The organism is Acinetobacter sp. YH1901134 (assembly GCF_013416965.1).
In the GTDB taxonomy this organism is placed as follows: Bacteria; Pseudomonadota; Gammaproteobacteria; order Pseudomonadales; family Moraxellaceae; genus Acinetobacter; species Acinetobacter amyesii.
The window spans coordinates 20062-39051 of sequence record NZ_VPEW01000012.1 but is presented as its reverse complement, the minus strand read 5'-3'; the positions used below and the strand labels follow the sequence as shown (position 1 = coordinate 39051).

The following is an 18990-nucleotide window of genomic DNA, read 5'->3' as shown; positions in this document are numbered from 1 at the left end:
TGTTGGAAAAATCACAAGATTCGTGAAATTTCAAATTTTAAACTGTTGATATTTCAACATATAATGCTTAGATATAAGCATTTTTACTGTGTTGATAAAATTTATATGAAAATATGATTAGATTTAAAGATTTATAGAAAATGCGAAAAAAGACGCATTTTAGGTGAAAATCTACATTTTAAATGCAAAAAAATAAGTTCTTGCATATCCTTCACATAGCATGTGTGGTTAGAATAGGGTCATTGTGCACAAGATCTCTCACGTTGCTTATGAATATTTTAATCGTTGATGATCACCCGCTGTTTCGTCATGCTTTAATTCAGGCGGTTCGTTATAGTTTGCCTCAGGCGCAAATTCATGAGACTGCAGCAGTCAATGAATGCTATGAACGTCTTGAAAATGGCCCTGAGCCTGATCTTGTGTTATTGGATTTAAACTTGCCGGGTGCTTCAGGCTTTTCTGCTTTGGTGCATATTCGCGCACAATATCCATCGATTCCAATCATTGTGGTCTCTGCGCATGAAGAAGCGTCGATTATCCAACGTGCAATTGCACATGGTGCGATGGGTTATATTCCAAAATCTGCGCATCCAAGTCACATTGGTGAAGCGATTCGTCAAGTCTTAGAAGGAGAGATTTGGTTGCCACCAAATTTACCTGCCAATATGAACTTTGATCCACGTGCTGCAGATGAAACGGCATTGGCAGAACGTATTCAGTCTTTAACACCGCAACAATTCCGCGTGTTAATGATGGTGGCAGAAGGTTTGCTGAACAAACAAATTGCCTATGAGTTGGATGTGTCTGAAGCAACTATTAAAGCGCATGTAACGGCAATTTTCCGTAAGTTGGGCGTACAAAACCGAACCCAAGCTGTATTGGCAATTAATGCATTGAATATTGAAGAAAAGAAAATCTAAGGATTTTTTCAAAAAAAAGACCTCCACGATGGAGGTCTTTTTTTTTGTTTAAGCACTAATGCTGGCGCTGGATCATTTCGCTTTAAATGCCGTGCGGTTATTAAAAGCGACAAATCAATCCAACAATAACTTAAGCAATATAGTCTTGCTTAGGCGTCAAATCCGTACAGTACAAAGGGTTGAGCGCACATTGCAATTCATCAATTTGTTCATCGGTCACATAGCCGCGCGCTTTGAGATAATCCGCGACACGGTCATCACGTAAACTCAAAAAGGCAGCGTCATAAACGCCCAAATCCACAAATAGAGCTGCAGTTTCTAAACTGTTAAAACGGTCCAGATAGACATCATTGTCATACATCAGGAAGATATGGTCTTGCTTGGAGTTGGCATCGACATTTAAACGTTGAGCCAATTCAAATGGCGCCGTTTTAATAAACAGTAAATCGGATAATTCATCAAACTGTGTTTTATCCAGCTGGTTTTTGTCGGTTTTGACTTTACCGAGCCACGCTTTAAATACCAAGACCGCACCACCACGCAGTAGCATGCTCCAAATCTGATGACGGGTGTCCAAACCTAAGCTATTGGATTCTGCTTCTAAATTTTGCAGCAGTAGATCTTCTTGTTCTGCCAGTCGATCGAATAAGCCAAGACCTTGGGGTTTGTAAGCATTCGGTGCAAAGACATCAAAATTCAGTTCGTCAAATACCTGTAACGCAAGAGGAACGGCACTGCGATAGAGCGTTTCCAACGCTTCGACTTGCACATCACTTAATTTGCTGTACTTAAATAATTGACGCCAATCGATCTCTGGCAAAATGGCATTGGCACCATACTGACGATGAAACTGTAGATTTTGATCAAAACCATGCGGCATTGTTTCTGAAATATTCACAAGATCACTCCTAATATGCGGGGGATCAGCTTCTCAAGTGTTGAGTTATGACGCTTCTTGAATTGGCTTGAAACTGATCAACTTCTTATGAATATTTTTAAAACGAACGGCGGCAGCTAAATATAAGACTAAAGTTTTAGTTTATATTTTTGCTTGTAAAAATCTGATTTAAATCAAATATATTTTTAATTGTAACTAAGTGTACAAGTGTTCACTCATGCATTCGATATCTTTTGCCATAGGCAATCAAAATTTGATATTTATGGCTAATAAATAGACGAAATATCGGGGCTATTTTGAATGATCTTGCCGCTGAGACAAATTTTTTTGCCAGTTAGGTAAGTTTAAGTAAAAGTAAGGTAAACAAAAGCCCATTTCATGTGAATGAAATGGGCTACTTTTCACAGAGCGATGTCCTGTAACAGCGCTACTGATTTGAAATCTTCAAACCAGATAACCATGAACGCAGTGAAGCTGGTTTCAATGGTTTTTTCAGTAAGACGATGTTTAACTCTTTTAGACGTTGCGGTAGTTCAGGATCAGAATCTGCAGTAATCAGCGCCACAGGGACATTTTCCTGACGGTTATCTAAAATAAAGTCGAGACCGATCTTATTATTATTTAAGTGTTGGTCAACCAACCAAACTTGAATATTTTCTTGTTGAATTAACTTCATGGCCTGTTCAGGTTCAGTGGCCTTAAAGACTTGATAGCCCCATTTGGTCAGTAAGGTCGACATCCCTTCCAAAATGGTTTCATCATTGTCTAAGCACAGAATTTTATAGGCTTTGGTTTTCAGCGGAACGGCTTGAGTCGGTGCAGCGACCACTTTTGGCGCAGCGACTACAGGGACTTCAATCATAAAGCATGAACCATGACCAAGTTCTGAGAACACATGTACTGGGTAGTCGAGTAAGCTGGTCATGCGTTGCACGATGGCTAAACCTAAGCCCAAACCCTGTTCACCCCATGGAGAGGTATGTCCACAGCGTTCGAACTCTTGGAACAACTTAATGCGCTGTTCTTCCGCGATCCCAGGACCTGTATCCCAAACGCCAATACGAATATGCCCCGGACGTGCTGAACGTAGCACACCCACCACAACACGACCACGCGCCGTATAGCGTAGGGCATTGCTGACGAAGTTTTGAATAATACGACGAATCCACTGTGGGTCGGTGTCAATCCAGAACTGAGCATCGTGTACGGTCAGTTTGATATTACGCTGTGCTGCAATCGATTTAAATTGCAGTTCAAGATCGCTGAGTAAGTCATGTAGCGGATAAGGCTGACGTTTCGGTTGAATGGTTCCACCTTCGAGTCGTGCAATGTCCAAGAGGGCAGAGAGCATACTTTCCGCACCATGCAGCGCACGATCAAGTTGCTGAAGCGTTTTACGATCATCGTCATTTTGTACGCTTTGCTCGAGGGCGGTACTAAACAGACGCGCAGCATGCATCGGTTGCAATAAGTCATGGCTTGCAGCAGCAATAAAGCGGCTTTTCGACATATTGGCTTTATCGGCTTGCTCACGTGCCAGTTGTTGTTCTGACAGGGCATCTGCCAACTGTTGGGTACGATCTTGCACACGCCCTTCAAGCAAGGCTTCATTTTCACGGAATGCGGTAATATCGGCAAAGGTCGTGACGAAACCACCGCCTTCGATTGGGTTCCCGCGCATCTGAATTACACGACCATCTTTACGAATTCGTTCAAATTCGTGTGCGCTGCCGACTTGCATCCAATGCATGCGTTTACGCACATGTTCTTCGACTGAACCGGGACCACATTCGCCGCGTTCAGCGTTATAACGAATCAAGTCTGAAATTGGGCAACCGACGTAGACAATGTCTTTTGGATAATCAAACAGTTTGAGGTATTGATTGTTCCATGCCACCAAACACATATTTTCATCAACCACGGACACACCTTGAGTCATATGGTCGATCATGGTCATGATCAGGTTTTGGTTAAAGCGCTGCCACTGTGAGGCTTGGTCAAGAATATTGGCGACCTGACCGAGTGCTAAACCATTATTAACCATGGCTGTGGTGAGTAAGGTACGGGCAGATGCCGCACCGATGGTGCCTGCAAGATACTGTTCGGTAAAACGCCACCACATGCCGTTGGCGCTGCTATTTTCATTCAAAACGACATTGTTTTGTGCGCAGAACTGGTTGAAGGCACGCATGGTTGGACCTTCACCGGTAATGCGTTTTGCCAAAGTAATCAGATCACCTACTTTTAAGCGCGCCACATCATGGTGAATATAACTGATGTCATTCGATGTACTTTGAGCAGGAAGGGGCTTGGTTTCATAATAAAAGAAACTTTCGGCCTGAATTTGCTCGGCAACACTTGGACGGAAGACGCGGGAAATCCAAATATAGAGGGTGATATTTAAACCGAGTGCCCAAACTACGCCATGGGTAAGTGGATCGAAAGATTCAAACCCTAACAGTGCTTCAGGACGTAACCAACTCAAGCCTAGCGGACCCTGACTTAAAAGATTTTCGGTAAATGTTTTAAATTGTTCAGGTAAGCTACGCAATACGGTTGGTAATAACAGGGTATAAGCCCACATGCCAAAACCGACCAACAGACCCGCATATACACCTTGCTTACTTCCGCCACGCCAATACAAACCACCAATTAGCGCCGGTGCAAACTGTGCCACAGCACTGAAGGCTAATAATCCAAATACCGATAATTGGTCAATGTCATTGAAGAAATGGAAGAACAAGAAGCCCAATAACATGACCGCTAAAATACATACACGACGTGTGAATTTCAGTACGAGTGGTAGGCGCTTATCATGGCGTGATAATAAACGTGTACGCCATAGTGCAGGCATGATCAAGTCATTACTGAGCATAATCGACAAGGCCACTGACGACACCAACAGCATACCTGTCGAAGCTGAAAAACCACCGAGAAATGCAAGTAAGGTCAACCAGTCTTGGTTATAACTTAAAGGCAGTGAGAGCACGGCAACATCGGGTATTGCCAAGTAAGCCGGTGCTGCATGCAGCGCCCAACTGGCAATCGGGATGATCGCGATAATGGTTAAAATCAGATAAATGGCAAACCAACGACGAGCACCACGAATATGCTTTTCATCTCGCAGTTCAACCACCGCGACATGGAACTGACGTGGTAGACAAATAATCGCTAAAGCAGCCAATAATGTTTGAATCCAAAAGCTTTCTGGCACACCTTTGAGCTGGACATCTTTAAATGTACTGCTAATGTCATGGCTGATTTGCGCCATGTTTTCAGGTGATTCAAAAACAAAGAAAAATGCGACTGCAAGTAGTGCAAACAGCTTGACGAAAGACTCAAATGCCACAGCCAACATTAAGCCGCCGTGCTGTTCAGTATTGGCAATCTGTCTTGTCCCAAACATCATCGCCAAAATCGCCAATATACCGGTCAAAAACAGCACACTATTGGTGGTACCTGTCAGACCAGCGGTCGGTTCTAAAATGACTGTTGCACTTAAGGCAATCGCACGTAGCTGCAAGGCTAAATAGGGAATAATGGCAATTACGGCAAGGATCGTGACCAGTGATGCTAAGGGGCCACTTTTACCATATCGTGCTGCTACAAAGTCGGCAATCGATGAAATGGCATGATGCTGACGGACACGCCCTAAACGTCGCCAAATATCATAGCCGAGCGCAACAAATAGCAGCGGTCCCAGATAAATTGGCAGGAAAATAATGCCCTCACGAACGGCGGCACCTGTTGCGCCATAAAATGTCCAAGATGAACAGTAAACCCCTAAAGTTAGGCTAAAGAGAAGCATTCTGCCGCGAGTACTGAGCCTGCTGGCATGCTTTTCACCAAAGAATGCACATACAAAGAGTAATGCGATGTAAAGGGCCAATACCCCGACGATAAGCCAACTATTCATAAAGCCTGCAGCATATTAATTCTCGCTTAATGATAACGCATCCATAGGCTTAGGGAGGTTATTGCTCAAAATTTAACGACCAAAGTCTAAATTACAAGAGATAAGGAACATTGGTAAGTTTAGCTTCGAAATAATTCGAATTAGAAAATTGCGCGCCAAGGTTCGGCGTAAGGAGAATATTATGGATGAGAGACAGGTAGAACAAATTCTACAGAATCCAAAATTTAAGGAAATGGTCAGCCGTAAAAGTAAGTTGAGCTGGACTTTGACGATCATCATGTTGGTGGTCTATGTCGGCTTTATGCTCCTTGTGGGCTATAACAAAGAGTTCTTGATGCAATCCGTGAGTGGTGGTGTGACCACGATTGGTATGCCATTAGGTCTAAGCATTATCGTATTGTCATTCTTACTGTGTGGTGTTTATTCGTATATTGCAAACAACAAGTTGGATGCATTAAACGCAGAAGCAATGCGTGAAGTAGAAGCAATTACTCAAGAAAAAGGACCGCACTAAGATGAAATGGAATTCATTGAAAGCAATAGTATTAGCGGCTCCTGCTCTGCTCATGTCAAGCATGGCAATGGCTGGACCAGATTTAGGTGAAGCACAGCAACAAGCAACCAACTGGCATGCGATTATCATGTTCGCAATTTTTGTTGGCTTGACTTTGTTTATTACCAAATGGGCAGCGAAGCAAACCACCAACACTGCAGACTTCTATACTGCCGGTGGTGGTATTTCGGGTTTCCAAAATGGTTTAGCGATTGCCGGTGACTACATGTCAGCAGCATCGTTTCTCGGTATTTCCGCAATGGTATTCAGTTCAGGCTTTGACGGCTTGCTGTATTCATTGGGCTTTATGGTGGGTTGGCCCATCGTATTGTTCTTGGTGGCTGAGCGTCTGCGTAACTTAGGTAAGTTTAACTTATCTGACGTGGTGTCATTCCGTCTAGCTGAGAAACCTGTCCGTACCCTTGCAGCAGTAAGCTCACTTGTGGTTGTAGCGTTCTACCTGATTGCACAGATGGTGGGTGCAGGTCAGTTGATTAAACTGCTATTCGGTTTGAACTACAACATTGCGGTTGTGATCGTTGGTCTACTGATGATGGCTTATGTAATCTTCGGTGGTATGTTGGCAACAACTTGGGTACAGATCATTAAAGCAGTGATGCTACTTTCTGGCGCAAGCTTCATGGCATTCATGGTCATGAAAGGCGTGGGCTTCAGCTTCTCTGAAATGTTCACTCAATCGATCCAAGTTTTCTCTAAAGTACATGATGTATCTTTAGCTGAAGCTGCAAACATTATGGGTCCAGGTAAACTTGCAGCCAACCCAATTGATGCGATCTCTCTAGGTCTTGCATTGATGTTCGGTACAGCAGGTCTTCCACACATTTTGATGCGTTTCTTTACTGTAAAAGATGCAAAAGAAGCACGTAAATCAGTAGTTGTTGCTACAGGTTTTATTGGTTACTTCTACCTATTAACTTTCATCATCGGTTTTGGTGCGATCCTTTATGTATCGAACAACCCACAATTTCTTGATGTAGCGAAAATGGCGGTAACTGGCAAGTTAGAACTTGTTGGTGGTAACAACATGGCAGCGGTTCACTTGTCTGATGCATTGGGCGGTGACTTGTTCATGGGCTTCATTTCAGCGGTAGCATTCGCAACCATTCTTGCAGTAGTTGCAGGTCTAACGTTGTCTGGTGCTTCAGCAATTTCACATGACTTGTATGCAAACGTATTCAAGAAAGGTCAAACTACACCTGAATCTGAACTTCGTATGTCTAAAATCGCGACTTTAGGTCTTGCGATCTTCGCAATGATTTTAGGTATCTTGTTCGAGAAACAAAACGTTGCATTCATGGTCGGTCTTGCATTCTCTGTAGCTGCATGTGCAAACTTCCCAGTGCTTGTATTGTCGATGTTCTGGAAAGGATTAACGACGCGTGGTGCAGTGATTGGTGGTGTGGTTGGTCTAGCAACTGCCGTGATTCTAATTGTATTGTCTAAAGCAGTTTGGGTAGATACATTCGCAATCTCTGAAACACCAATTAACCCATTCAATGGTCCTGCTATCTTTGCAATGCCATTGGCATTCATCTGCTGCTGGTTGTTCTCTGTGACTGATAATTCAGCACAAGCACAAGCTGAGCGTAAAGCATTCGATGCACAGTATGTACGTTCACAAACTGGTATTGGTATCTCTGGTGCTTCAGATCACTAATCTGAATCGCCTAAAAAGCCCCCTAATAAGGGGCTTTTTTTATATTTAGTGAATGATATGACGTAGAGGTTTGTAGACAAATCTCTGTCCTATTTGCGTGTATAATTTTCTCCATTGATCGACATTTTCCAATGGCCTTGATCATCTTGATAAGGCGAGCGCTGAATGGTGAATTGTTGAGAGAAATTATCCTGACCGATGCTAAAGCTCTGATCACCAAAACTGCTCAAATGGGCTTTTATTCGCGACTGTTCAGCACCAATGAAGGTTTGGTTGGCAATACTTTTTTCAGTATGTGCTTGATGATGATACGTCACTTCGCCCGACGATTTGATCACTAATTCACTGTGGTTGTTTTGCCAAGTCCCCACATAATTTTCATGGCCTTTGAGGAGCGGACTGTTTTGTGTACAGGCAGAGAGCATGAGCAGACAGAGGGGTGCAAATACGAGATGTTTTTTCATAATGAAATCTACCACGTAGGAGATTCCTTTGAATATGTGCCTGAAAACTGAAACTTACAGTAGGTTTTTTGAACCTCTTTGGTAATAAGAAACCCAGCTAGAACAGTGCTCATATGGATGCTTTTTTAGATTAAGATCAACAAATTTTTGCATTAAAAAAAACTCACTTCGTGCTAATTTAAAATCAATCAGTTGATGATGCTTCAGATCGATCATTTCAGCGCATGAAAAAAATATAGAGATTGAAAATAATGCAAGGTTTTGTAGATTTTTGGAAAAGCTTTAGACTTTTACCCTCAGCATGGCTGTTACTGGTGCAGTTTCTGATCTTGGTTTTAACCGCGATTACCCGAGAAAGTCTGTCTTTTCGTGCGCTAATTTGGGTACTTGGGGTGTCGGTACTATTGATCATTGCCAAAGTGATTCGCCAAACTCCAATGTTTACGATTCTAGGACTGAGTTTTGTTGGCTGCGCCGTATTGTTTTCTACTTTGATTATGCTCGGTGTAAATCATCCCAATATTCAAATTATTGCGCATGGTTTTGAAGCATGCGCATATTTTAGTGCAGCCTATGGCTTATTACGCTATATGTTTGCCGATCGCTATTTAACCAAAGACGAACTTTTTGCAGCAGGGGCAGTATTTACCCTCATCGCATGGGGTTTTGCCTTTCTCTATAGTATTTGTCAGCTGATTTATCCGGATAGTTTTGTGAATCCTGCAGAGCCGGGTATGCAGTCGTGGTTAGATTTATTATTTTTAAGTTTTAGTTTGCAGTCTGCCACGGGCTTGTCAGATCTCATGCCAGTGAGCGCGCCTGCACGGGTGTTGGCGATGCTTCAAATGTTCTGTGGGGTGATGTATTTGGCTCTCATCGTTTCACGTTTAATAGCATTGCAATATATTGCCCATTTACCGGAACGCCATGAGCCCAAAGACAAATAATGACAGAATAAAAAAAGGACGCAAATGCGTCCTTTTTGGTATTCAATATCTAATATGAATTAGAAACGGAATTTAGCGTTTACGCCAACAGTTTGAGTGTCAAGCGCAACTTCTTCAGCATTAGCATTTACATAGCTAGCACCAACTGCAACAGCAGGAGTGATGAAGTAGTTTACGTTCGCGCCCCAAGCTGAGTCTGGAGTACCAGCAAAGCTAGATTCAGCGTAAGAAGCACCAACGCTTAATTTAGGAGTTACGAAAAGATCAGTTTTGAATTGGTAAGCAGTGTCATCACCGTAGATGATGCCTGATTCGAAACCAATTGCCATGTTAGTGTCGTCGATTGCGCCAACATATTTAGCACGTGCAGTGATAGCGTCTTGGTCTTGGCCAATAGTTGTAGCTTCAGCAACAGCTTTAGCAACACCGTTACCCATAACGTTGAACGCGTCAACAGCAGCTTGGTCAGCAACGCTAGTGTAACCAACAGCAACTAAGAAGTTTTGAGTTGGAAGCGCACCAACTTCTAATGCATAACGGTCGCCGTTGTCTTCTAATACTTTAGATGCTTGGTTTTTAGAATCTAAAATAGTGTGGCTGTAAGACGCGCTTGCATATACAGGAACAACTTTAGTTGGAACATAAGCTTCAGCTTTAGCACCAAAGTTATGAGCAACTACGTCAACACCTTGTGAACCAACTTCACCGTAGTTGTAAGCAACAGATACGTTAGAAGCTTGGTTTAAGAATGCAGCTTCTGCTAAAGGACCTTTTGTAGAGTCAACATTTTTGAAGTAGTAAGTACCTTGAACACCACCAATGAAATCTTTGTCATTTGCAGTTGTGTCGATGTATTCTGCTTGGCCTTGAACTTCAAATTGGTAAGCTTGAGCACCGGTCATGGCTAATAATAAAGCAGTGGCTAAACCGAGTTTTTTCATGATTTTCTACCAGTTGTTACAAATGGATTAAACATTGAGCATTGTATTGTAACAATATATTAAGTCAATGATCCTAAAGGTTATTATTCAGTCTCTGACTCAGATCTTTATTTCATAATAAGAAATTCAGTTTTTACTCTAACTAATAAGTCACTGAAAAAAAATCATTGAGAACAATTAAGTAAGTTTGATTAAATTCTTAATTAAAAAAATACACTTGAAAAAATACACAACTTTTCAATCTAAAATAACAATTATTATTTTTATTTTAATTCAAAATAACATTTATTGTAGTGGGTAAATTCTAACGCTTTTCACGCATTTGAGGTAATAAATCGGGACTTTGACTGCTGAATTGTTGGGCTAAAACCACTTATTTGTATATTAAATAGACATTTTTGTTTTAAGTTTGAGGGATATGTCACTTAAATATGTGTCTTTGTGATATTTTTAATATCCTAGTGAAATACTTGGCTTTACATCAGGTTTTATTTGATCCATAATTTGCCAATCGAGTCGTCACACTGTTTAAAAGTGTGACTTTGACCCTGATTCTCCATTATTGTTTTTTATTCGCCCAGCTTTCCCCAAGGTTGGGCTTTTTTTTATTCAAAAATGCAACTTTATATTAAAGATAAAATATAGAGCAAATATCTCGTAGAAATAAATGCACTTTTATGGTGCGTTAATAATTCTATTTATCTTTCAATTAAAGTGATATAGACAAAAAAAATCCTGATTTTCAAGGAAAATCAGGATTTTTTAGCCAAAATTTTCGGGAAACTAAAATATTCTGCTGAGGAAGAAATCTAGTGTGCCCTAATACGGTGCATTCTGCACCAATTTATTGCAATTGTAAATATTTATTTAAACAAGTTAATAAAAAATATTTCGCTTTGAAATATGCTGCTGTTTTTTAGCAAATTATCTCGTTCTAAAGCGATAAAAATGTGACAGATTAAGCACATTTATATAGAATTTAGAGCTATAAATGTTCACTTTACAAATTAATAAATTATTGGTCATTAATTTAAATATTCCCGCGTTTAGTTGAGAAGTGGGTTGGGGTATGCAACAAGTGTGGGGCATAAAATAGATGCAAACATTACGAACAGAGCATATTAGTAAGCGCTTGCAACTTGCGATGCTAGTAATCGTCTTGTCTATCGTATTTATCAGTGTTCCATTGATTGTGAGCAGCAATCAACATTACCTCAAAAGTGCCGAAGCGCTGAAAGAAATTCAGATGCTGAAAATGGTGGCAGATTTAACCAACCAAATTTCCCGTGAACGTGCGCCAGCTAACAGTGCAATGTCGAGTCAAGGTGAACAGCGCGAGCAAAAAATTATTGAGTTGGCTGAATATCGTCAAGGCGTTGATCGGCAATATCAAGATACACTGAAAGTTTTAAAAGAAACGGGCTTTGCACCGATCGCCCAGCAGTTAGAGTCCAATTTATATCCATATTTGTTGCAGGGTCGCAAAACGGTCGATCAATATATTGCGCTGCCGACACAACAGCGTGAAGCTAAAAAATTGGATCATGCCATTTTGGCGATGTTCCAAGCTTGGGATCAAAGCTATATTGCCATGCAGAAATTGGTCAATCATTCACATGGTAAAGATACCCGTGTATCGAATTATTACACGCTGATTTTATTATTGGCAGAATTACGTGATCAGGCGGGAAGAGTCGCATCAAATATTATGGCTGCGGTATCATTTCAACAGGAAATTCCAGAACAAAATTTAGCGCGGAGTTTACAAACCCAGCGTCAAACACGCTATCTATGGGAATTGATCAATGTCGTGCAGTCCGAACATGACAAAACTCCCGAGTTTAAACAGTTACATCATGCGGTAAGGACGGAATTTTTAGATAAAGGTTTGCCAATTATTGATGGTTTGACTCAAAAAAGTCTTCAACATCAGCGTTATCACATGGATGGCACCCAGCTCACTGATGCAATGGTCAACAAATTTGTCACAGTGGTGGAATTGCAAAGTTATATTTTAGATTACAGTCTCAAAGTAGCTGCGGATGAACAACGTGAAGCGCGAAATAAATTGATTTTCACGCTTTTTGTCTCGCTCGTGTCATTACTGACTGCATTATTAACGATGTTCTATGCCAAGAAATGGGTGTTTGAACCTTTAATTCGTGCTCGTAATCAGTTATTTAAACTGGCTCGTCACCGACAAATGGATCAAGGCGTGATTGAACCTGCCAAAGTAGGTTATCTCAGTTTATTTGATGCCATTCAGCATATTGAAAACATGTTGGAACAGCGTGATGCCTTTGAATTTCAGCTTAAACATATTGCCAATACTGACTCACTCACCAATGTCGCCAATCGTTTTGCCTTAGATGAATATATTAAATTTCGCGACAGCCAAAATTCAGGCTTTTTACATACAGCACTGATCGTGATTGATATTGATCACTTTAAACAGGTGAATGATCGCTATGGGCATATTGTCGGCGATTTGGTGATTCAACATGTTGCCAATCAATTACGAAAACATATTCGTTCATCCGACTTGGTGGTGCGATATGGAGGAGATGAGTTTTTAGTCCTGATCGAGGGGATTAATATGCTCAAAGCCCAACACATTGCCGAAACTATACGGCACGATATTCAGAATGTGAATTTTAATTTGGCAAAGGACGAAGCCGATCTCATTGTGACGGTGAGTATTGGTGTGGCAGTGGGGGCTGAAAACTGGATCGATTTATTAGAGCGAGCAGACCAAGCATTGTTTAAAGCCAAAGCTGCGGGGCGTGATCGTGTTTCAGTCTAAACGCAGCTTGGCAGATTCATAAAGTTAGCCAGACAAATGAATTAATCTTCATCTTTATATAATTTATTGCAGGCTTGTTGGTTCATTTGACTGCCGTCTTCATTCCAACACTGGGCTTGGGTAATTTTGCCTAAATCGTACTGAAGCACCGCTTCAGGTTGCCCATCGTCATACCAAATTTTATAACTGTTATGACGAACGCCATTACGATAATAACCTTGGCGTTCTAGTTTGCCGTTTTCAAACCACATTTTCAGCTCGCCAATCAGTTTATTGTTTTGAAAATTGGCATAGGTCCATGGTTTACCATTACTGTACCAGCGTTGGCGCAGGCCATTTTCGAGACCATTTTTATAATTTTGAGAAAAAGCCAGTTGCCCATTTGGATGCCAAATTTTGTAATCCCCCTGCGACTCACCATTGATGATGCTACTTTCTTGCTCTTTTATCCCATTGGCAAACCAAAACTCAAGTTTGCCCTCGTACTCCCCATTTTTATAGGCAATGCGGCTACGGGGTTTGCCGTTGGGGAAGAAACTTTCAAATACGCCTGAGCCTTGAATACCATCTGGAAAGTGAATGAGATGTTCACATTCACCGTTTTTAATTTTGCTGTTGCTCAGAAAGATGGTGGTTAGGGCATTGCCATTGGCATAGACATATTGATTTTCAAAGATCCCTTTGTGTGGTGTCGGGGTGCTGAGGGCTTTACACTGCGGCTTATCTTTCCATGGGCTAAGATCGGGGTCTTCTTGTGAGACAAACAGCACCATGTATTCGTTTAGATAGCCATCGGCAAAGCTATATATCGGACATAATAAGAGGCTGAAACTTAAGATAAATTTATTCATTGTTAGTATGCTTTTATATTTTAAAAAATTAAAAATTATTCGTTGTTGAGTTCACGATAGGCGTCATCATAAGGATGTTTTGTTTAAAAATAAATAGTCGATATGCTAAGTTTGCAACAGATACAAGACTGTTGAAAAGTACACAATTCAGGTCTGAACTTCATCTTATACTGTGGACTTTAAACGCCATAAAAATAGTGCAATGAAAAAAATATATCTATCGTTGATGACTGTCCTGGGTTTGTCAGCATGTACAACAAATGAAGGCATGTTGGATTCATCTCAACACTTAAAACAAACCACTCAAGCCAATTTAGAAAATTCACGGGTGAGTGAGATTCCGTCTTTATTTAATCAAGCACAAACACAGGCAGTATTTGTCACATTTGATGGTCAGCGTTTAAGTCATTATGGCAATGACTTACAGCGCGCCCACACTGAATACATTCCTGCATCTACCTTTAAAATGTTAAATGCTTTAATTGGTTTGCAGCATCAGAAGGCGACAGCCAATGAAGTTTTTAAATGGAAAGGTGAAAAACGTGCTTTCCCCTCATGGGAAAAAGACCTGACTTTGGGTGAAGCCATGCAAGCATCTGCAGTTCCTGTATATCAGGAACTGGCAAGGCGAATAGGTTTGGCGTTAATGCAACAAGAAGTCAAACGGGTCGGTTTTGGCAATGCCAATATTGGCAAACAGGTGGATAATTTTTGGTTGGTTGGGCCGTTAAAGATTACGCCTGAGCAAGAAGTCCAATTTGCTTATCAACTTGCCACACAAACCTTGCCTTTTGATGTTGCTATACAGAAGCAAGTCAAAGACATGCTTTATATTGAAAGCCGTGGAGATGCGAAGTTATATGCCAAGAGCGGTTGGGGCATGGATGTTGAACCCCAAGTCGGTTGGTATACCGGTTGGGTAGATGATGGTCATGGCAAGATCACGGCGTTTAGTTTGAATTTGCAGATGGCTGCAGGGGATGATGTGGCGGAGCGTAAGCAGTTGACGTTGGATGTGTTGGATAAGTTGGGTGTGTTTCATTATTTACGTTAATTTTTTGAATTTTGAATTTTGAGTTGGCACGTCCTCGCTTTGCATTAGGTTTTAGCTTCCATTGCGTAGGATTTATCTTACTTTTGAAAGCACAAAAGTAAGCAAAATGCTTTTGTTTGGTTGAAGGTACGTCCGAACGGTTCGAGTAGAATGTATAAAATGATGGCACGAATTTTGTGGATGGATTTAGTTCAGGTTATTTTCAAAAAAATATGCTTTCTAAACGTCCTCGCTTTGCATTGGGTTTGAGTTTCCATTGCGTAGGAGATTCCTACTTTTGAAAGCACAAAAGTAGGCAAAATGCTTTTGTTTGACTGAGGGCACATCCGTGCTGCCCCAGTCAAACAGGCGACATCCATGTCGCCTTCATGTGATTGAATGTTGTGAAGAACAAGAATTTATTTAGAAATGGCTTTGTTTAAGCTCGTATAAAGTGATTTTCTAGCTTCTAAAATTTCAACTCTATATTGAGCAGTTGTTTCAACATTGATAGCTCCATTTTTACAAAGTGTATAAGCGTTAAATTTTCCGAGTAATTCGCCATAAATTCTTAGCTTTTCTTGTTGTTCAATATATCCATGTAAAAGAAGTAAACCTTCATTTTTGCTAAGTAAATTAAAGTCATTAAAAAGTGCGTGTCTTAGAGGTTTAAGTCTGTCTGAAATCTCATTAAGAGCTGGTTGAGATTGTTTTGTTTCAAATTCAAAAATTGCCCAAATTTTTAAAACGAGATGATTTATTTCCTCGAGATCTTTGGAAATATTGGTCAATAAATTACGATTATATAGAAGGTTATCTTTTGCTACTGATGCTGAAATATTTGCCTTTTGATTTAAGTAGGTAATTACGCCAGTTATCAGTGCTCCTAAACCAATTTTTATGGCTGTATCAATTATCTCTAATAAAGTCATATAAATAAAAAACGGTGAATGAATCACCGTTTTATCATGCACTTAAAGGAAAGTGAATCTCATTTCAACATCGGCTTTAAAAACTTTGCTGTATGCGACACTTTATTCTTAGCCACCTGCTCAGGTGTACCTTCAGCAATAATCATACCGCCACCTGCACCACCTTCAGGGCCTAAGTCCACAATCCAATCGGCAGTTTTAATCACATCCAAGTTATGCTCAATTACCACGATGGTATTGCCCTTATTACGTAGCTCATGCAGGATGTCGAGCAATTTGGCAATATCATGGAAGTGTAGACCTGTCGTCGGTTCATCAAGCACGTACAAGGTTTTGCCTGTATCACGTTTCGCCAACTCACGTGCCAATTTCACACGCTGCGCTTCACCACCTGAAAGTGTGGTTGCAGACTGACCCAAACGGATATAGCCCAAGCCTACTTGGTTCAAGGTTTCCAAACGACGGTGAATCACAGGAATGGCATCGAAGAAATGCATTGCATCTTCAACTGTCATTTCTAACACATCAGAAATGTTACGACCTTTATAGCCAACTTCTAAAGTTTCACGGTTATAGCGCTTGCCGTGGCAGGCATCACAAGGTACGTACATATCAGGTAAGAAATGCATTGCGACTTTAATCATGCCGTCACCTTCGCAGGCTTCACAGCGACCACCTTTCACATTAAATGAGAAACGACCTGCGGCATAACCACGAGCCTTAGCTTCAGGTGTTTGCGCAAACAGTTCACGAATTGGGGTAAACAAACCGGTGTAAGTTGCAGGGTTTGAACGTGGTGTACGACCAATTGGGCTTTGGTCAATATCGACGACTTTATCGAGGAACTGTAAGCCATCAATCGAGTCAAATTTTTCCGCAGTCAGTGTGGTTGCACCGTTCAATTGAGTTGCTGCAAGTGGCAATAATGTCCGGTTAATCAGGGTCGATTTACCTGAACCCGACACACCCGTTACACAGGTCATTACCCCTAAAGGAATGGTCAGGTCGACATTTTTTAGGTTATGACCCGCAGCGCCCATTAACTTGATTTGTTCTTCAGGTTTGGGTGGCTGTACACGTTGTTTTGGAACTTCGATTTTTAACTTGCCTGATAAATACTGACCTGTCAGTGAGTCAGGGTTTGCCAAAATTTCATCATAAGTTCCTTCGGCAATGACATGACCGCCATGCACACCTGCACCCGGGCCAATATCAATAATATGGTCGGCCGCTCGAATAGCATCTTCATCATGCTCAACGACGAGCACGGTATTACCAAGGTCACGTAGGCGAACTAAGGTTTCAAGCAAGCGGTCATTATCACGCTGATGTAGACCAATTGACGGTTCATCGAGGACATACATCACGCCCATCAGACCCGCGCCAATTTGCGAAGCCAAACGAATACGCTGAGCTTCACCACCCGACAGTGTTTCTGCCGAACGCGATAAACTTAAATAGTTCAAACCGACAGAGACTAGGAAGTGCAAACGTTCACGGATTTCTTTGAAAATCTTGTCGGCAATTTCGCCTTTGGCACCGCTTAAGTTGAGGTCTTGATAATAGCTTTCAGCATCGCCAATCGACATCTTGGTGATTTGCGCGATGGTTTTATCTTTAACTCGGACATGGCGTGAAATTTCATTGAGACGTGAGCCACCGCAAGCATCACATGCGGCATTTGACAAATACTGTGCTAAATCTTCACGTACATAGTTCGACTCCGTTTCACGGTAGCGACGTTCTAAGTGCGGCAAAATCCCTTCAAACGCTTGTACACGTTTGTGCGAACGACCACGCTCATCAATATAGCTGAGGTCAACTTTTTCCTTGCCTGTACCATAAAGGAATTTCTTTTTGGTGTCGGCATCGAGTTCATTCCACGGTGTGTCTAAAGAATAACCAAAATGATCTGCCACTTTTTGGATCATGCTATAGTAATACGGACGTTGACGGTCCCAACCGCGAATCGCCCCTTGGCTAATCGAAACTTCATTATTGGGAATCAATTTGTCAGCACTAAAATGGCTGCGTGTGCCTAAACCATCACAAACAGGGCAGGCACCGAATGGATTGTTGAAGGAAAATAGACGCGGTTCGAGTTCACCTACGGCACGTTCACATTCAGGGCAGGAGTGTTTCGCAGAGAAGACACGGTCTTCTTGTTCGCCTTTCATCCAAGACAAAATGGCAATATCACCGCCCATGCGTAAAGCCGTTTCAAAACTTTCTGCAATCCGGTTGCCAAGATCATCACGTACTTTAAAACGGTCGACCACCACTTCAATGGTGTGCTTTTTCTTTTTGTCTAATTCGGGTGGTGTATCGATATCAATAACTTCACCATCGACACGCGCACGGACAAAACCCTGACCTTGTAATTGTTCAAATAAGTTGGTGTATTCACCCTTACGGTCACGGACCACAGGGGCAAGCAACATAAGCGCCGTGCCTTCTTCTAGACCTTTGACGGTATCGACCATTTCAGACACAGTCTGAGCCACCATCGGGAGGTCATGTTCAGGACAATACGGCGTGCCGACACGGGCATAGAGTAGACGTAAATAGTCGTAAATTTCGGTGATTGTTCCCACTGTTGAGCGTGGGTTGTGGCTCGTTGATTTTTGTTCGATGGCAATCGCAGGACTCAAGCCTTCAATCGAGTCAACTTCGGGCTTTTCCATTTGCGAAAGGAATTGGCGTGCATAGGCAGATAAGGACTCAACATAGCGACGTTGACCTTCAGCATACAAGGTATCAAAAGCCAAAGAGGACTTCCCTGAACCAGAAAGACCCGTAATGACCACAAACTTGTCGCGTGGAATATCGAGTGACACATTTTTTAAGTTATGGGTACGTGCGCCTCGAATACGGATATGGCTTTGGCTCATGCAAGGGGTCCTAAAATATTCATCGAAAAACCTATATATGATAGCGCATGAAAAATGTTCAAGTGTAATTTAAACCTAGATTTATGCGTGACTTTGTGAGAAAAATGGCCGAATCAAAATATAGCTGTCTGTGCCGATGCCCTAAAACATCTGCAAATCAGCA

13 protein-coding genes are annotated in these 18990 nt (G+C 41.6%); 6 read left to right on the top strand and 7 right to left on the bottom strand.

The window, feature by feature from the left end; all coding sequences use genetic code 11:
* Positions 1-269 precede the first annotated feature (269 nt).
* Positions 270-920 (top strand): response regulator transcription factor, encoded by a 651-nt coding sequence (locus FTV50_RS12515; RefSeq protein WP_078190543.1) that lies wholly within the window; start codon positions 270-272, stop codon positions 918-920.
* Positions 921-1050: 130 nt separating this feature from the next.
* On the opposite strand, the gene FTV50_RS12510 is transcribed toward FTV50_RS12515, so the two are convergent.
* Together FTV50_RS12510 and FTV50_RS12505 are read right to left on the bottom strand one after the other, a co-directional pair.
* Complete coding sequence (locus tag FTV50_RS12510) at positions 1051-1818, bottom strand: hypothetical protein (protein WP_180024604.1); 768 nt, start codon at positions 1816-1818, stop codon at positions 1051-1053.
* A 427-nt stretch (positions 1819-2245) separates the two neighbouring features.
* Positions 2246-5734, bottom strand: a complete 3489-nt coding sequence (locus tag FTV50_RS12505) for a PAS domain-containing hybrid sensor histidine kinase/response regulator (protein ID WP_180024603.1) — start codon at positions 5732-5734, stop codon at positions 2246-2248.
* Between the two features lie 181 nt (positions 5735-5915).
* Here FTV50_RS12505 and FTV50_RS12500 point away from each other — a divergent pair, with 181 nt between their 5' ends.
* Together FTV50_RS12500 and FTV50_RS12495 are read left to right on the top strand one after the other, a co-directional pair.
* A complete protein-coding gene (locus FTV50_RS12500; protein ID WP_078193192.1) occupies positions 5916-6248 on the top strand; it encodes a DUF485 domain-containing protein in 333 nt (110 codons plus the stop codon).
* A 1-nt stretch (position 6249) separates the two neighbouring features.
* Complete coding sequence (locus tag FTV50_RS12495) at positions 6250-7965, top strand: cation acetate symporter (protein ID WP_111884487.1); 1716 nt, start codon at positions 6250-6252, stop codon at positions 7963-7965.
* Between the two features lie 89 nt (positions 7966-8054).
* Here the strand turns inward: FTV50_RS12495 and FTV50_RS12490 are convergent, their stop codons facing one another.
* Positions 8055-8429 carry a hypothetical protein gene (locus FTV50_RS12490; RefSeq protein WP_180024602.1) on the bottom strand — a complete coding sequence of 125 codons (375 nt, stop codon included), beginning with the start codon at positions 8427-8429 and terminating at the stop codon, positions 8055-8057.
* Positions 8430-8680: 251 nt separating this feature from the next.
* Between FTV50_RS12490 and FTV50_RS12485 the strand changes: the two genes are divergently transcribed.
* Complete coding sequence (locus FTV50_RS12485; RefSeq protein WP_180008803.1) at positions 8681-9376, top strand: ion channel; 696 nt, start codon at positions 8681-8683, stop codon at positions 9374-9376.
* Positions 9377-9435: 59 nt separating this feature from the next.
* Here FTV50_RS12485 and omp33-36 read toward each other — a convergent pair whose 3' ends face one another.
* Positions 9436-10317 carry a porin Omp33-36 gene (gene omp33-36, locus FTV50_RS12480; protein WP_180024601.1) on the bottom strand — a complete coding sequence of 294 codons (882 nt, stop codon included), beginning with the start codon at positions 10315-10317 and terminating at the stop codon, positions 9436-9438.
* Between the two features lie 1096 nt (positions 10318-11413).
* Between omp33-36 and FTV50_RS12475 the strand changes: the two genes are divergently transcribed.
* On the top strand, positions 11414-13120 hold the full coding sequence (locus FTV50_RS12475; protein WP_180024600.1) for a diguanylate cyclase: 1707 nt from the start codon (positions 11414-11416) through the stop codon (positions 13118-13120).
* A 41-nt stretch (positions 13121-13161) separates the two neighbouring features.
* Here the strand turns inward: FTV50_RS12475 and FTV50_RS12470 are convergent, their stop codons facing one another.
* Positions 13162-13971, bottom strand: a complete 810-nt coding sequence (locus FTV50_RS12470; protein WP_180024599.1) for a toxin-antitoxin system YwqK family antitoxin — start codon at positions 13969-13971, stop codon at positions 13162-13164.
* 202 nt (positions 13972-14173) lie between these two features.
* Between FTV50_RS12470 and blaOXA the strand changes: the two genes are divergently transcribed.
* Positions 14174-15025 (top strand): class D beta-lactamase, encoded by an 852-nt coding sequence (gene blaOXA, locus FTV50_RS12465; protein ID WP_373683691.1) that lies wholly within the window; start codon positions 14174-14176, stop codon positions 15023-15025.
* Positions 15026-15423: 398 nt separating this feature from the next.
* On the opposite strand, the gene FTV50_RS12460 is transcribed toward blaOXA, so the two are convergent.
* Together FTV50_RS12460 and uvrA are read right to left on the bottom strand one after the other, a co-directional pair.
* Positions 15424-15936, bottom strand: coding sequence for a hypothetical protein (locus FTV50_RS12460; protein ID WP_180024598.1), 513 nt, complete (start codon positions 15934-15936; stop codon positions 15424-15426).
* Between the two features lie 59 nt (positions 15937-15995).
* Positions 15996-18827, bottom strand: a complete 2832-nt coding sequence (uvrA, locus tag FTV50_RS12455; protein ID WP_180024597.1) for an excinuclease ABC subunit UvrA — start codon at positions 18825-18827, stop codon at positions 15996-15998.
* Positions 18828-18990: the final 163 nt, after the last annotated feature.

Bases quoted from the DNA above. Each gene is read 5' to 3' on its own strand.
- FTV50_RS12460 (WP_180024598.1), bottom strand. From the start codon at position 15,936: ATGACTTTATTAGAGATAATTGATACAGCCATAAAAATTGGTTTAGGA.
- FTV50_RS12505 (WP_180024603.1), bottom strand. From the start codon at position 5,734: ATGAATAGTTGGCTTATCGTCGGGGTATTGGCCCTTTACATCGCATTA.
- FTV50_RS12495 (WP_111884487.1), top strand. From the start codon at position 6,250: ATGAAATGGAATTCATTGAAAGCAATAGTATTAGCGGCTCCTGCTCTG.
- blaOXA (WP_373683691.1), top strand. From the start codon at position 14,174: ATGAAAAAAATATATCTATCGTTGATGACTGTCCTGGGTTTGTCAGCA.
- FTV50_RS12475 (WP_180024600.1), top strand. From the start codon at position 11,414: ATGCAAACATTACGAACAGAGCATATTAGTAAGCGCTTGCAACTTGCG.
- omp33-36 (WP_180024601.1), bottom strand. From the start codon at position 10,317: ATGAAAAAACTCGGTTTAGCCACTGCTTTATTATTAGCCATGACCGGT.
- FTV50_RS12500 (WP_078193192.1), top strand. From the start codon at position 5,916: ATGGATGAGAGACAGGTAGAACAAATTCTACAGAATCCAAAATTTAAG.
- FTV50_RS12490 (WP_180024602.1), bottom strand. From the start codon at position 8,429: ATGAAAAAACATCTCGTATTTGCACCCCTCTGTCTGCTCATGCTCTCT.
- uvrA (WP_180024597.1), bottom strand. From the start codon at position 18,827: ATGAGCCAAAGCCATATCCGTATTCGAGGCGCACGTACCCATAACTTA.
- FTV50_RS12515 (WP_078190543.1), top strand. From the start codon at position 270: ATGAATATTTTAATCGTTGATGATCACCCGCTGTTTCGTCATGCTTTA.
- FTV50_RS12470 (WP_180024599.1), bottom strand. From the start codon at position 13,971: ATGAATAAATTTATCTTAAGTTTCAGCCTCTTATTATGTCCGATATAT.
- FTV50_RS12485 (WP_180008803.1), top strand. From the start codon at position 8,681: ATGCAAGGTTTTGTAGATTTTTGGAAAAGCTTTAGACTTTTACCCTCA.